Source organism: Shewanella sp. 1180_01 (genome assembly GCF_052850535.1).
The window spans coordinates 13,623-27,444 of record NZ_VXCT01000009.1 but is presented as its reverse complement, the minus strand read 5'-3'; the positions used below and the strand labels follow the sequence as shown (position 1 = coordinate 27,444).

Here is a 13,822-nt window from a genome sequence, read left to right as displayed (position 1 = left end):
CCTAACGACACACCTTAAAAAATATTCACTTATAACAAACTGATCTAAAAGAGAAATGACTAATATTCATTCAAAAGTCTGATTTAATATTGGATATTATCTTATTTATGTTATAAAAATGTTCTTGTTATGTAAAAAGTAACTTTGTATTGACCGTGGTAGCAAGGTTTTAGGGACTATAATCACATATAGCAGGTCAGGTATTCTAAAAATAATAAGCAGTTGGGATGAATATGATGACCTCAAAGAAGCAGAAGTTTGGATTAAGTGCAGTCAGTTTGGCGATTACGTTAGCTTTGTCTGGTAGCTTCATTAGCCCGCAAGCCATGGCTGAGGAAGAAGACGCTGCTGTTAAAAATGAAGGCGTGGAAAAGATTGCAGTTGTTGGTTCACGTGCGGCACCACGCTCAGTGGGTGAATCCCCTGTCCCTGTTGATATCATCGGTAACGAAGAGTTTACTCGTAATGGCGCTACGGATATGAATGACTTGCTCGGTAAAGTGGTGCCTTCCTATAACGTAGGGGTGCAGCCTATCAGCGATGCAGCGACCTTAGTTCGCCCAGCCAATATGCGTGGGCTCGCTCCTGATCATACCTTAGTCCTAGTCAATGGTAAGCGTCGACATCGTGCGTCCGTTATTGCCTTCCAAGGTGCAGGTATTTCGGATGGTGCTCAAGGTCCCGATATTTCAGTTATTCCTGCGATTGCCCTCAAACAAGTGGAAGTGCTGCGTGATGGCGCCGCCGCTCAGTATGGCTCAGATGCCATTGCGGGCGTGATTAACTTCCAATTAAAAGATGATTCTGAGGGGGGGCAAATTGAGGTGCGTTACGGCGAGTACTACGAAGGGGACGGTTCATCGCCACAGGTGGCTGCCAATATAGGCCTTCCTTTTACTGACAATGGTTTCGCTAATTTTAGCGTCGAGTATAAGCAAGCCGATACGACCAGTCGCAGTGTGCAGCGTGATGATGCGGCAGGATTGATCGCCGCGGGCAACACTGCCGTGGCTAATCCGGCCCAAGTTTGGGGTAATCCAGAAACCAAGGAAGACTTTAAGCTGTTCTTTAATATCGGATTAGATTTAAATGAAAACCAGCATGCCTACACCTTCGGTAACTGGGCCCGTCGAGATGTCGAAGGGGGCTTCTATTTCCGTAATCCAGATAGCCGCAGTGGCGTTTATGGTAACCAGCTATTTCAACGTGATCAGAATGGTGAATATATTCTCGATGCTAATGGCGATAAATTGGCATTAAAAGATGATCAGGGTAGAGATAGGTACGACAGATTAGTCGGGGATATTACTGGGAATATGTCCGGTAACTGCCCCCAGACTGATGGAATGAATCAAAATGGTCTGAATATTTATGATATTGTAGGCTTAACTGCAGTTAGCGCTAATCCTAATTGTTTCGTCTTCAATGAGATGTTTCCCGGCGGCTTTACGCCGCGTTTTGGCGGGGTCGTTGAGGATTCATCCTTAGTAGCGGGTCTTAAAGGCGAAACCCGTAAAAATATTAACTATGATTTAACGGCATCCTATGGCCGTAACGAAGCCGATTTCTATATCAACAATACTATTAATGCTTCCTTGGGGCCCAATACCCCTACCAGTTTTAAGCCGGGCAAATATGTGCAGATGGAGCGGGGTGTTAGTGCCGATTTTAGTTATTACGAAATCGATACCTGGAGCTTTGCTGCTGGGATTGAATATCGCCGTGAAACCTTTGAGATCTATGCTGGTGATGTTCCTTCCTTTGAAATTGGCCCATTGGCGTCACAGGGATTTGGGATCGGCTCCAACGGTTTTCCCGGTTTTAAACCTGAAGATGCGGGGGCGTGGTCGCGTAGTAACATAGGCGTATATCTGGATGTGGAAAAGGAAATCACCCTAGACTGGTTAATCACAGGCGCAATACGTTATGAAAACTATGACGACTTTGGCTCTACCACTAACTGGAAGTTAGGTTCACTGTTTAATGTGAACGACTATTTCGCTATCCGAGGCGCCGCTAGCACAGGTTTTAGGGCGCCCACGGTAGGGCAAAATAATGTCCGTAACGTGACTACGGCCTTTGGTCCTAATGGTTTGCAAGATCAAGCGACGTTACCGCCTACCAACCCTATATCGGTACAAAAAGGGGGCAAAGCACTGGAGCCTGAAACCTCAGTCAACTTATCTATTGGTGGCGTGTTGACTGTGGGTGATCTCTTTATGACGGTGGACTATTTCAACATTAAGCTGGAAGACCGCATTACCCAGACTTCGCCATTAGAGCTAACCCAAGCCGATATACAAGATTTACTCGACCAAGGCATATTGGATGCTAGCAGTTTTGCGGCGGTACGTTATTTTACTAACGATTTTGATACTACAACCCAAGGGATTGATTTAGTCGCTAACTATTCACCAGATTGGCTCGATGGTGCCAGTTTTGCCTTAGCCTATAACTGGACTGAGACTAAGGTTGATTCCTTTAACTCAGCAAATATCAGTGCCGCTAAAGTGAAATCTCTACAGGATGCCCTGCCGCACCATAAGGGCACTTTGACTTGGACTCAGGAACTCAGTGCCGAGTTTCGTTCAATGCTAAGAATGAATTATTACGGTGCTTATTGGGAAAACCATTTAGATTCCGATGGTGAATTGCCAATAGATGTGAGTTCTGCGGTAACCTTTGACGCCGAGTTAGGCTACGACATTAATGACAGTTGGAGTGTGGCAATCGGTGCACAAAACTTATTGAATACGTATCCCGATAAGAACCCTTGGGCAGGGATTGCAGGAGCTGAATATCCTGTGACCTCTCCCTATGGGTTCAACGGTGGCTTCTACTATGGCCGTGTAAATTACCGTTTTTAATTAGTAAGCCAATTTATAGAAGCGATTTCTAACCCACCTTTCAAGAAATTTGGCTTTTATAGATTTGAAGTGAAGTGAGCAAAAAGGCTGCAGTGCAGCCTTTTTTATTGGTTGATTTTTCGTTAGCTGCGATTCGTTTGTGCGGCAGCAAGGCCATTCAACACATCACTCATACTGAGTTTTGACGGCAAAAGAATGCCATTGGGTGCGCTTGGACCGTAGATTTTATTGTAGGGCGTACCAGGTACACCTTCATGGCGCATATAGCTTTCAATCGTTTTGTTGGCCTCACTCCAGTTGCCTTGCATCAGGATAATGTTGTCTGCCATTAAGGCATTCACAATTTGTTCCCTATGGGTGACTTCGGCTTTATTGGTTTGGCAGATGGTGCACCAATCTGAAGTGATATCGACAAACACTGTATAGCCTTGGGCAACCAGAGGTGCAATTTGCTCGGGTGCTAAGGTGTGCCATTGCAGTTTTTGATAGGCTTGATAATCCTCGCCTTTATGCACAAATCCAATAATCGCACCGAGTCCTAAGGCGAAAAATCCCAGTACAAATATCACCGCCAGCGGTATGGTTTTTCCTTTTTGTCTTTGCCAAAGCAGCAGCAAGATAGCGCCGATTAATAGACAAAGAATGATAATACTGATCAGAGTAATAGTGCTCATAAAACTTCCTGCTGGAGAATGGCGTGCCTTTATTAACCATAGAGGCTAAGGAATACAGACTTAGATTCGTGCCTATCTTAGCGGTTAACGGCTTAAATCAGCGTGAATTTATGGGATTTCATTTGAGCAGCCCTTTGACGCATTCAGTTGCAATTGTGTTTTGCGCCTGCTGTTGAGTCTTTGTAAGCTGGGCAGGATGATAGTTACCGCTATAACAAAAATAATAGGAAATAAGATGACACCTTTATTATCGTGTCGACGCTCGTCGGCTAGGCCGCTTTGGTCATTATTACTGTTGCCGTTGATCGTATTCTGCTCGAGCCTGAGCTATGCCGAACCCGCCAAAAAGGCCGAAGATAAAGCCGACAAGCTTGCCCCTGAAGTCGTCAAAACTGAGCATAAGATGACGATTCAAGGGCAAAAAGTCAGTTATCAAGCGATAAGTGGCGAGACTATTTTAAAGGATGATAAAGACGAACCGCTGGCGAGTATTTTCTCTATTACCTATTTACGTGACGATGTTAAAGACAGCAACAAACGCCCCGTAACCTTTATTTTTAACGGCGGTCCGGGTTCGGCCTCGCTCTGGTTGCACATGGGCTTATTCGGTCCTAAACGTGTGGTGGTGCCGGATGCAAAGGACGATGGCGCAGCACCTTATCATATTGAATCAAACGATTACTCTGTGCTCGATGAGTCCGATCTCGTGTTCATCGATCCCGTAGGTACTGGCTTTAGTCGCGCTTTAGGTGATAAAAAAGGTGCAGACTTTTGGGGCGTGAAAGAAGATGCCCAGTCAATTGCCGAGTTTATTCGCCGCTGGTTGATTGAGCATAAACGTTGGAATTCCCCGAAATATTTGGCCGGCGAGAGTTACGGTACTACCCGCGCGGCAGCACTTGTTAATGAATTGCAGGGCGGTTGGACCGACATTTCGGTGAATGGAATTATGCTGATTTCATCTATTCTCGATTTTAGTCATGCCCGCTACCAACCGGGTAATAATCAACCATACATTGGTTTTTTACCGACCATGGCGGCGACGGCTTTTTACCATAATAAAGTCAGCGCTACGGATAAAGCTTTAGGGCTAGAGGCTTTTATTGAGGAAGCGCGCAAGTTTGCCATTAAAGATTATGCCCTCGCGTTGTTGCAAGGCAGCCGCTTAACACCCGAGGCCTATCAAGCGGTACGTCAAAGCTTGGCGCGCTTTACGGGGTTAAGTGAGCACTATTTAGATCGTGTTAATTTGCGCGTGAGCGCCAGTCGATACACTAAGGAGCTGCTCAGAGATCAAGATTTGACAATAGGTCGGTTAGACAGCCGCTACACAGGTAAAGACTATGATAGTGGCGGCGATTCAACCGACGATGATCCATCAGGTTATGGGATTGATGGCGCTTATACAGCCGCCATGCATCAATATCTGTATGACGATTTGGGCGTGACCTTATCCCGTCCTTTCAATGTACTCTCCGTTGATGTGAACCGGGGCTGGAACTGGAATATCAGCGGTAAGCAGATGCACTATGTCAACGTTGCGCCTTATCTTGGTCAAGCGCAGCGTGAGAACAAAGATCTGCGGATTTTTGTCGGCAACGGTTACTTTGACTTTGCGACGCCATTTTTTGCCACCGAAAATACCTTTGCCGATAACGGCATAGATAATAGTCGTGTGAGTATGCATTACTATAAAGCGGGACACATGATGTACGTTGAGCCCGAATCCTTAACTCAGTTAGTGAAGGATATCCGTGCTTTTTATCAGCCTAAATAGCCGTTAATTTATCGACAAACGGATTGATTAGCGTTAACGCCTTAATGGCGCAATGCTAGAATAGCAAACAAGTTAAGGCCCCAGAGTTTATATACATCAATGGGGCCTTTTTATTCGGCGTAAGGTGTGTTCAATGAGTTTTAGTACTTGGTTAGGTTTATTGGCTATTTGTTGTTTGGGGGCTATGTCGCCGGGCCCAAGTTTAGCTATGGTGGTGCGCCATACCTTAGGCGGTGGACGGGGCAAGGGTATAGTTTGCGCGTGGGCACATTCGATAGGCATTGGGATTTATGCGTTGGTGACGTTACTCGGCTTAGCCGTCGTACTTAAAAAGGCGCCCTTAGTCTTTAATGGCATTGCGATTCTCGGTGCTTTATATCTGGCTTGGATGGGAGTTCAGGCGCTACGTTCCAAGGGCGGTATGCAAGCTAAATTGGCCGCAGGGGAGGCGACAGATACCTTGACAGCAGCTCGTGATGGTATCGCCATTTCCTTATTTAATCCTAAAATCATGCTGTTTTTCCTCGCGTTATTCAGCCAATTCGTGATGGTGGCCGACAGCATGACGGCTAAAGCTTTAATCGTTTTTACCCCTTTAGTGGTCGATGGACTTTGGTATACGCTTATCGCTTTATTGTTATCCCACTCAAGCGTGTTGCCTAAACTACGGGAAAAGGCAGGGTTAATTGATAAGTTGTCCGGCGTGGTGTTGATACTGCTGGCATTCCGCGTGGTATACACGCTTTAGTTATTGATTGCAGGTCATCTGTTTCAACAAACAAAAACGCCATCAATCGATGGCGTTTTTTATGTTTTCGCTATGCATGAAAGGCATGCTTAGCCTTTAAACATTTGCACTGAATTGTCGGTCTCTTCTGCCACCGCTTCTTGGAGAATTGGCGGATTCGCGATGTGATCGTCTAAGTTGTCACTCAGCATTTCTTTGAATTCACTGCTAAACCATTCTAATGCGCTTTCTTTCTCGGCGCCGAGATCCGCTGATTTAATCGCGGCTTCGAAGGCGTTAAAACGTGCCGCGGCAAAACGCAGTGCCGTGCCAACCTTGCCTACATCTGCTTCTTGTTGGCTTAGCTGATTGGCTAAGGCAATAAACTGATCAGCAAGTTCGTAAATGGTGGTGTTGCTCGTGTCGGTCATGGCGTTCACTCTAAAAAGTAACAGATTAAAGTTGGATTCTAACGTAATTGACGTAAGAAGGAATCGTCAGGCATTAACTATTGGGATCTGTGTCGGTAATGACGACTCCGGTTTGGGAGTCATAACTGATCGAGAGTTTGTCGTTGGTTCGATAGAAATAAGTGCACTTGCCTGGGTTGGTATAGCTGGCTTTGTAGTCGGTTTCAGTCGTATCAACATTTAGGCGTGAGACACTCGGTTGGGTATTTTGGAATAATACTTCCCATACCGAGATACAGTCTTCGACATTATCGAGCGCCGGTGAGGCTTCATTACCAAAGATATAGTGTTGTGCAGGCCAGCCGAAGGCGTTGAAATCTACTTGCTCAGATTGCGCCGTGCCAAATACCGGTAAGTCTTCTTTTGGACCTGAACCCACTTTTACCGCCCAAACGGATCGCGCCAGATTGATGGCTGACTTAAAGCCACCGCCAGCGGCTTTGACTGTAGCGATTTGCGCATCTTGCTGCACATTGATAAATTTTGGCAGGGCCACTACCGCTAAAATACCGAGCACTATGATGACCACCACAAGCTCTACTAAGGTGAAACCCGTTTGATGTCGTTGTATCAATTTATCAGAATGTTGGATCATCATGGAGTATTAGACAGTGCGAGAATGGGCGCACTATAGCATTTAAATTCGAATGTTTTAAATTGAAAGTCTTAAAGTGAAACACTGCAAACATAGCCTTATCACTCATCGACAAGCATAACCTTCAAACTTGCCATTCTACAGCAGGACTTTTAAGCTAGCCCGATAATAGGATTGAGGAAGTAAAATCGTGACTCAGGTGACATGGCAAACATTTATCGATGGGCAAAGGGCTTTGCCTTATTTTCAGCAACTAAGTGCGTTTGTAGACAATGAACGTAGGGTTGGGAAAGTGGTTTATCCACCCGAAGCTGATGTTTTTAATGCTTTTACTATGACTCCGCTTGAAAAGGTCAAAGTGGTATTGATTGGCCAAGATCCCTATCACGGCCCAGATCAAGCCCATGGTTTATGCTTTTCGGTCAAACGCGGTATTAAACCGCCGCCTTCCTTAGCCAATATGTACAAGGAATTAGCGACAAATATTGATGGCTTTACCATTCCATCCCACGGGGATTTATCTGCATGGGCGGAGCAGGGGATCTTAATGCTCAATACGGTGCTGACCGTTGAGCAAGGTAAGGCGCACTCCCATGCCAAAGCGGGCTGGGAAGTCTTTACTGCTGCCGCGCTGGAATTATTGAATCGCCAGACACAGCCGATTATCTTTGTGCTTTGGGGCAGTCATGCCATCAAAAAAGGTCAAGTGATTAACGCACCGCAACATCAAGTGCTTACTGGGCCGCATCCTTCACCTTTATCGGCTTATCGTGGTTTCTTTGGCTGTGGGCATTTTTCTCAAGTGAATCAATTATTACTTGAGCGGGGCGAAGCGCCGATCCGCTGGCAGGTTTAATCTTAGGGTTGCGGGTTTGAGGCAATAAAAAAGGTCTTACTGAGTAAGACCTTTTCTTTGGGCTAAAAATGAATTAGCGAGTGATCAATGATTACGGTCGACCGAAATCTTAGCTAGCGCAACTAAGGCTTGCTTGTAGTCGCTGTCAGGCAGAATCGATAATGCCTCGATGGCTTTCTCTGATTCTTCAATCGCTTTTTGCTGGGTGTAGTTTAACGCGCCACAATGGTGCAGTGCTGCCACTATTTTATCTATGGCCTGTGTACCATCGCCTTGCTCAATTGCTTGACGTATGAGGTGTTTCTCTTCGTCTGTGCCATGGGCAATGGCATAGATGAGTGGCAGAGTTGGTTTACCTTCAGCAAGGTCATCACCTATGTTCTTGCCTAGCTCATCACTGTCGGCGGTATAGTCGAGTAAATCGTCGGTAAGCTGGAAGGCGGTCCCAAGGTATTTACCATAGTTACCTAAGGCGGTTTCTTGCTCTAGCGTCGCACCCGCTAACACACCCGCAAGCAGAGTGGCCGCTTCAAACAACTTAGCAGTTTTGCAATAAATGACCCGCATATAGCTTTCTTCTGTGGTGTCAGGATCGTTGCAATTCATCAGTTGTAAGACTTCGCCCTCGGCCAATACGTTCGTGGTATCCGCTAACACTCTGAGCACTTTCATGCTGTCGAGTTCAGTCATCATCTGGAATGAACGGGTATAAAGGAAATCCCCGACCAGCACGCTGGCGCTATTGCCGAACAGTGCGTTGGCGGTTTCTCGTCCGCGGCGCAATGTCGATTCATCAACTACATCATCGTGGAGCAATGAGGCCGTATGGATAAACTCAATAATCGCCGCTAGCTTAAGATGCGCTTCGCCTTCGTAGCTCACCGCACGTGCGGCTAATACCGACAGCAGAGGACGAAGACGTTTACCACCACCATTAATAATGTAAAAACCCAATTGATTAATTAGGGCGACATCTGATTCAAGCTGTTTATATATCAGCTGATTGACTGCTTGCATATCAGTGTCAGCCAGTTGACGAATAGCGTTTAAATCCATAGTAGACTCTGGTTGTGGGGTCATTACGTACCGGCCCCTGTTTAGGCTCACGTGTTATAATGAAATGAATTTTACCTAAAATTCTGACATATGACAGCACTAGCTCAACTAATGTGAGAGTTAATCCGGTCTTTTTTTATTCTTTCCTAATTAGGGCTTGCCAGAGTTAGATTCTTCGCGTAAACTCCGCGCCCATTGTCAATAAAGTTTTTATAGCACCCTGCCTCATCCAAGAATGAGCCCGCGTGTTAGGAATTGGAGTAAAATAGCTATGTACGCTGTTTTTCAAAGTGGTGGTAAACAACACCGTGTAGCCGAAGGCCACACTGTTCGTTTAGAAAAGTTAGAAGTTGCAACTGGCGAAACTATCGAATTCGATCAAGTTCTTTTGATCGCTGATGGCGAAACAGTGCATGTTGGTGCTCCTTTAGTAGCTGGCGGTAAAGTCGTTGCTGAAGTTGTAAGTCACGGTCGTGGCGATAAAGTAACTATCGTTAAGTTCCGTCGTCGTAAGCATCACGACAAGAAAATGGGCCACCGTCAGTGGTTCACTGAAGTTAAAATTACTGCTATCAACGCATAATAGGAGTCTAACTCATGGCACATAAAAAAGCTGGCGGTTCTACTCGTAACGGCCGCGATTCAGAAAGTAAACGTCTAGGTGTTAAGCGCTTTGGCGGTGAATCAGTTCTAGCTGGTAACATTATCGTTCGTCAACGTGGTACTAAATTCCACGCTGGTGTAAACGTAGGTATTGGTCGTGACCATACTCTGTTTGCTCTGACTGACGGTAAAGTGAAATTCGAAGTTAAAGGCGCTAATAACCGTAAGTTTATTAGCATCGAAGCTTAATTTTCGAACCTAGCTTATACTGTTAAAGCCCCGCCATTGGTGGGGCTTTCTGTTTTTTGTGCTTCTATTTACGCCGTGTAGATGCTTGAGTTGGTAAATGATTACCAAGAATGAGCATTGACAGGTAAGATTGGGAGCAAAGTATCTCGAGTTTTTTGGCGACCAATGAAGTTAGACGGTATAATTGCTTCATTCAGTGGTGCCAGGAGTAAGTATGAAGTTTGTCGATGAGGCAGTAATTAGGGTCGAAGCAGGCGACGGCGGTAGCGGTTGTGTTAGCTTTAGGCGCGAAAAGTATGTACCAGATGGTGGTCCTGATGGTGGTGATGGTGGCGACGGCGGCAGTGTTTTCCTGCAAGCTGACGAAAACTTCAACACCTTGATCGAGTTCCGTTTTGAACGTTTTCACATGGCTGAACGTGGCGAAAATGGTCGTGGCCGTGATTGTACCGGTCACAGCGGTAAAGATCTGATCTTAAAAGTTCCTGTTGGTACTCGCGCGGTCGATCATGATACTGAAGAAGTCCTTGGGGATTTAACGACCCACGGTCAAAAGCTATTGGTTGCCAAAGGTGGTTTCCATGGTTTAGGTAACACCCGTTTTAAGAGCAGTACTAACCGTGCCCCACGTCAAAAGACGTTAGGAACACCCGGTGAAGTTCGTAGCCTTAAATTAGAGTTGTTACTGCTGGCTGATGTTGGTTTGCTTGGCATGCCTAACGCGGGTAAGTCGACATTCATTCGTGCGGTTTCCCGTGCAACGCCTAAAGTGGCTGATTATCCGTTTACAACACTAGTGCCTAACTTAGGTGTGGTTAATCCGCGTCCTGGTCAAAGCTTTGTGATCGCGGATATTCCAGGTCTTATCGAAGGCGCAGCCGATGGTGCGGGTTTAGGTATTCGCTTCTTAAAGCATCTTGAGCGTTGTCGTATTCTACTGCACATTATCGATATTGAGCCTATTGACGGAACCGATCCGGTTGAGTCTGCGCGTGCTATCGTTGGTGAGCTTGAGAAATACTCTCCAAAACTGGCAAGCAAGCCACGTTGGTTAGTCTTTAACAAAACCGATTTGCTGCTCGAAGAAGAGCTGCAACAAAAGGTTGATCGCATCGTTAAAGAGATGGGTTGGGAAGGCGACGTTTACACTATTTCTGCCTACAACCGCGACGGCACTAATGAGTTGGCATTAAAGCTCCTCGATTATATTGCGAGCCTGCCACCAGAAGACAATGAAATCGACCCAGACAGTGAAGTCGAGTTCAAGTGGGATAATTATCATCAAGCTAACTTAGATTCTGTAAATGAAGACTATGTTGATGAAGATGATGACGACGACTTTGATGATGACGACTACGACGTAGAAGTTATTTACCAGAGATAATCTTACCGTCTTAATTTTGAGAGTTTCGTGTACGCAGATACTCAAAATGATATTACTCGGCAAGTTGTGCGTGCTGCACAACTGCTACTGGCCTACGGCGCAGAATCTGATTTAGTTGAAGAAATCAGCCAGCGTCTAGGTCAGGCTTTAGGCCTTGCCAGCGTAGAACTCTCTATTTCCTCCAATTCCCTCGTATTAACCAGTTTAGTTCATGGTCGATGCATCACTACGACTCGTCGTATTCGTGAGCATGGCATTAATATGACCATAGTTTGTGAATTGCAACGCATCTGTTTATTAGCTGAAAAAGGTCTGTATGGCCCCAACGAAGTCCGTAAACGTTTGGCGCGGATTGAGCCTAAAACCTATCCACCGAGTTTAGTTGTCTTCATGATTGGCCTGTCTTGTGCCAGTTTTTGTCACCTGTTTAATGGTGATCTTATCTCGTGTGTGATTACCTTTTTTGCCGCAGCTGTGGGCATGTCGGTACGTTTAGCGATTGCTAAGCAGCATTTTAATTTATTGGTTAACTTTGCCGTCACGGCTTTTGTCACCAGTATGTTGGCTCAAACTGGCTATGTGTTTGCATTGAGTGAAACGCCTAAGGCTGCTATGGCCGCGAGTGTGCTAATGCTGGTGCCGGGTTTTCCGATGATCAATGCGATTTCCGACATGGTGAAAGGGCATATGAATGTCGGCATCTCCCGTTGGGGTCATGCGACCTTGTTGACCGTTTCTTCTGTGATAGGCATTACGATTGCGATGCAGATCGGCGGGATTTTCCTATGATGGAATTACTGATAACGCTGCTGCACGATGCTTTTTTCTCAGCAATTCCCGCCGTGGGATTTGCTATGGTATTTAATGTTCCTAAACGATTTCTTCCCTATTGCGCCTTAGCGGGAGCCATTGGTCATAGCTCGCGTACCTTAATGCTACAGTTTAGTTTACCGATTGAGTGGGCCACCTTTGCCGCGGCTGCAATCGTCGGGATTATTACGATAGGGTTTGGAAAGCGCCACTTAGCGCCACCTTTAATGTATGCTGTCGCCGCTATTATTCCTATGATCCCTGGCACTTATGCCTTTAATACCGTCATTGCCTTAGTGCAACTGACTGCTCAGTCTCAGGTGAGTCCTGAACTGACGGCACAAGTGATTAGTAATGGCCTCAAAACCGTCTTTATTCTCGGGGCGTTAGCTGTGGGGCTGGCTATGCCGAGCTTGCTGTATTTCAGAACCCGCCCCGTCATTCAATAATTCTATTTCAATAAAACAGGAGTGAGCATGCGCATTGCTATGATAGCCGCGATGGCAAACAACCGAGTCATCGGAAAAGAGAATAAAATGCCATGGCATCTTCCAGAAGATCTACGTCACTTTAAAGCCATGACCCTAGGTAAGCCTGTGGTGATGGGGCGTAAGACCTTTGAGTCCATTGGTAGACCTCTTCCTGGCCGACATAACATAGTGATTTCACGTCAAACGGATCTCGTCATTGAAGGCGTGACCTGTGTAACCTCCTTTGATGCAGCCAAACAAGCCGCCGGCGAGTGTGAAGAGTTAGTAGTGATTGGTGGCGGTCAGCTTTATGCCGAGTTATTACCTTACGCAGATATCTTATATTTGACGCAAATCAAGCTAGAGGTTGAGGGCGATACATTTTTCCCCTATTTGGATGACGGAACTTGGAAGGAAACGGAATCTTTGTCTAGTATAAATGCGGATGGTTTGGAATATCGCTTTATCAATTTGGTAAAAAAATGTTAAATTGCAGCCTCTGTTGTGTACCCTGTGTGTATGGGGCGTCAGTTTATCTAACGTATTGCATCATATCGGACATTTAGTTTTCACGGAAAGAAGAGATAGCCTATTTCGTTATCCTAGATTTCGAACGAGAGCTAAAGCCAAGAGGTCAATACCCTTGAGAGACGAGATGCAGCCCATACAAAATTGATAATAAAACTATAAGAAAGTATTAAGGAGTATCGGATGCGTCTTATGCCTGTAGCCTTGGCTGCGTTAATTGGATTTAGCTATATCACTGTACCAACCCCTGCTGTTGCGGGCGTTGATCCACTCGTCGCGAGTATTTGCGATTACGTAAAAGCTAACGATAAAAACCGCCTACGTAAAAAATTAAAAGAAAGCCGCGTTAAGCTACGCCAGATTTACAGTGGCATCAGTTGCGATGGCGCAAGTCTATTGCGTACCGCTTACGGCGCGAGTGCTAACGATGCCGGTGAGTTTGTGGCTAAACGTTTGTCGGTGACGGAACTGAGTGTCGCTGAAGCCGATGGTATGACTATCCAAGCTTGGGCTGAAGCAAACGGTCATGGTGATAGCCCTATCACTGCAGCAGTGAAAGAGCGTCTTGGCGCTGCTGCGGGCGGCGAAGAAGAGTAATCGCTGAGCTGAACTTGTTGCTCCGAACAAGCGGCACTTTAGCCTATTTTGCTGCTTAGTTTTATTAAGTGACGAGTATTAAGCGCTTTGCATTAAACATCTTGCCTTGAATCAGAAAACATGCCGAACTTAAGTTCGGCATTTTTTATGGCCCTAATT

15 protein-coding genes are annotated in these 13,822 nt (G+C 45.8%); 11 read left to right on the top strand and 4 right to left on the bottom strand.

Annotated features, from left to right (window positions below):
* Positions 1-233: 233 nt before the first annotated feature.
* Positions 234-2,867, top strand: a complete 2,634-nt coding sequence (locus FW758_RS07320; RefSeq protein ID WP_446445032.1) for a TonB-dependent receptor plug domain-containing protein — start codon at positions 234-236, stop codon at positions 2,865-2,867.
* A gap of 122 nt (positions 2,868-2,989) precedes the next feature.
* Here FW758_RS07320 and FW758_RS07315 read toward each other — a convergent pair whose 3' ends face one another.
* Entirely contained in the window at positions 2,990-3,541 is a 552-nt protein-coding gene (locus FW758_RS07315; RefSeq protein ID WP_220592193.1) for a thioredoxin family protein, read from the bottom strand.
* Between the two features lie 235 nt (positions 3,542-3,776).
* Here FW758_RS07315 and FW758_RS07310 point away from each other — a divergent pair, with 235 nt between their 5' ends.
* Both FW758_RS07310 and FW758_RS07305 read left to right on the top strand, forming a co-directional pair.
* Positions 3,777-5,318 carry a S10 family peptidase gene (locus FW758_RS07310; RefSeq protein ID WP_446445031.1) on the top strand — a complete coding sequence of 514 codons (1,542 nt, stop codon included), beginning with the start codon at positions 3,777-3,779 and terminating at the stop codon, positions 5,316-5,318.
* A gap of 133 nt (positions 5,319-5,451) precedes the next feature.
* Entirely contained in the window at positions 5,452-6,066 is a 615-nt protein-coding gene (locus FW758_RS07305; protein ID WP_220777044.1) for a LysE family translocator, read from the top strand.
* Between the two features lie 89 nt (positions 6,067-6,155).
* Here the strand turns inward: FW758_RS07305 and FW758_RS07300 are convergent, their stop codons facing one another.
* The gene (locus FW758_RS07300) at positions 6,156-6,476 is read right to left on the bottom strand and encodes a DUF3144 domain-containing protein (protein WP_106649673.1); all 321 of its coding nucleotides are present in this window, start codon (positions 6,474-6,476) and stop codon (positions 6,156-6,158) included.
* A 73-nt stretch (positions 6,477-6,549) separates the two neighbouring features.
* Complete coding sequence (locus FW758_RS07295) at positions 6,550-7,113, bottom strand: prepilin-type N-terminal cleavage/methylation domain-containing protein (protein WP_446445030.1); 564 nt, start codon at positions 7,111-7,113, stop codon at positions 6,550-6,552.
* 187 nt (positions 7,114-7,300) lie between these two features.
* Here FW758_RS07295 and ung point away from each other — a divergent pair, with 187 nt between their 5' ends.
* The gene (gene ung, locus FW758_RS07290; protein WP_446445029.1) at positions 7,301-7,966 is read left to right on the top strand and encodes a uracil-DNA glycosylase; all 666 of its coding nucleotides are present in this window, start codon (positions 7,301-7,303) and stop codon (positions 7,964-7,966) included.
* Positions 7,967-8,050: 84 nt separating this feature from the next.
* On the opposite strand, the gene ispB is transcribed toward ung, so the two are convergent.
* Positions 8,051-9,022, bottom strand: coding sequence for an octaprenyl diphosphate synthase (ispB, locus tag FW758_RS07285; RefSeq protein WP_041408529.1), 972 nt, complete (start codon positions 9,020-9,022; stop codon positions 8,051-8,053).
* A 271-nt stretch (positions 9,023-9,293) separates the two neighbouring features.
* Here ispB and rplU point away from each other — a divergent pair, with 271 nt between their 5' ends.
* The 7 genes from rplU (at position 9,294) to FW758_RS07250 (ending at position 13,663) form a co-directional block, all read left to right on the top strand.
* Positions 9,294-9,605, top strand: coding sequence for a 50S ribosomal protein L21 (rplU, locus tag FW758_RS07280; protein ID WP_006080526.1), 312 nt, complete (start codon positions 9,294-9,296; stop codon positions 9,603-9,605).
* Positions 9,606-9,619: 14 nt separating this feature from the next.
* Complete coding sequence (gene rpmA, locus FW758_RS07275) at positions 9,620-9,874, top strand: 50S ribosomal protein L27 (RefSeq protein ID WP_006080527.1); 255 nt, start codon at positions 9,620-9,622, stop codon at positions 9,872-9,874.
* A gap of 214 nt (positions 9,875-10,088) precedes the next feature.
* Complete coding sequence (gene cgtA, locus FW758_RS07270; RefSeq protein WP_006080528.1) at positions 10,089-11,258, top strand: Obg family GTPase CgtA; 1,170 nt, start codon at positions 10,089-10,091, stop codon at positions 11,256-11,258.
* 27 nt (positions 11,259-11,285) lie between these two features.
* Complete coding sequence (locus tag FW758_RS07265) at positions 11,286-12,047, top strand: threonine/serine exporter family protein (RefSeq protein ID WP_006080529.1); 762 nt, start codon at positions 11,286-11,288, stop codon at positions 12,045-12,047.
* Entirely contained in the window at positions 12,044-12,517 is a 474-nt protein-coding gene (locus FW758_RS07260; protein ID WP_311889534.1) for a threonine/serine exporter family protein, read from the top strand. The genes FW758_RS07265 and FW758_RS07260 overlap by 4 nt, the downstream gene beginning before the upstream one ends.
* A 27-nt stretch (positions 12,518-12,544) precedes the next feature.
* The gene (gene folA / locus FW758_RS07255; RefSeq protein WP_446445028.1) at positions 12,545-13,027 is read left to right on the top strand and encodes a type 3 dihydrofolate reductase; all 483 of its coding nucleotides are present in this window, start codon (positions 12,545-12,547) and stop codon (positions 13,025-13,027) included.
* A gap of 222 nt (positions 13,028-13,249) precedes the next feature.
* A complete protein-coding gene (locus FW758_RS07250) occupies positions 13,250-13,663 on the top strand; it encodes a DUF3718 domain-containing protein (RefSeq protein WP_006080534.1) in 414 nt (137 codons plus the stop codon).
* Positions 13,664-13,822: the final 159 nt, after the last annotated feature.

Excerpts from the sequence above, each read along its gene's own strand:
- FW758_RS07320 (WP_446445032.1), top strand. The coding sequence starts at position 234 with ATGATGACCTCAAAGAAGCAGAAGTTTGGATTAAGTGCAGTCAGTTTG.
- FW758_RS07315 (WP_220592193.1), bottom strand. The coding sequence starts at position 3,541 with ATGAGCACTATTACTCTGATCAGTATTATCATTCTTTGTCTATTAATC.
- FW758_RS07310 (WP_446445031.1), top strand. The coding sequence starts at position 3,777 with ATGACACCTTTATTATCGTGTCGACGCTCGTCGGCTAGGCCGCTTTGG.
- FW758_RS07305 (WP_220777044.1), top strand. The coding sequence starts at position 5,452 with ATGAGTTTTAGTACTTGGTTAGGTTTATTGGCTATTTGTTGTTTGGGG.
- FW758_RS07300 (WP_106649673.1), bottom strand. The coding sequence starts at position 6,476 with ATGACCGACACGAGCAACACCACCATTTACGAACTTGCTGATCAGTTT.
- FW758_RS07295 (WP_446445030.1), bottom strand. The coding sequence starts at position 7,113 with ATGATGATCCAACATTCTGATAAATTGATACAACGACATCAAACGGGT.
- ispB (WP_041408529.1), bottom strand. The coding sequence starts at position 9,022 with ATGGATTTAAACGCTATTCGTCAACTGGCTGACACTGATATGCAAGCA.
- rplU (WP_006080526.1), top strand. The coding sequence starts at position 9,294 with ATGTACGCTGTTTTTCAAAGTGGTGGTAAACAACACCGTGTAGCCGAA.
- rpmA (WP_006080527.1), top strand. The coding sequence starts at position 9,620 with ATGGCACATAAAAAAGCTGGCGGTTCTACTCGTAACGGCCGCGATTCA.
- cgtA (WP_006080528.1), top strand. The coding sequence starts at position 10,089 with ATGAAGTTTGTCGATGAGGCAGTAATTAGGGTCGAAGCAGGCGACGGC.
- FW758_RS07260 (WP_311889534.1), top strand. The coding sequence starts at position 12,044 with ATGATGGAATTACTGATAACGCTGCTGCACGATGCTTTTTTCTCAGCA.
- folA (WP_446445028.1), top strand. The coding sequence starts at position 12,545 with ATGCGCATTGCTATGATAGCCGCGATGGCAAACAACCGAGTCATCGGA.
- FW758_RS07250 (WP_006080534.1), top strand. The coding sequence starts at position 13,250 with ATGCGTCTTATGCCTGTAGCCTTGGCTGCGTTAATTGGATTTAGCTAT.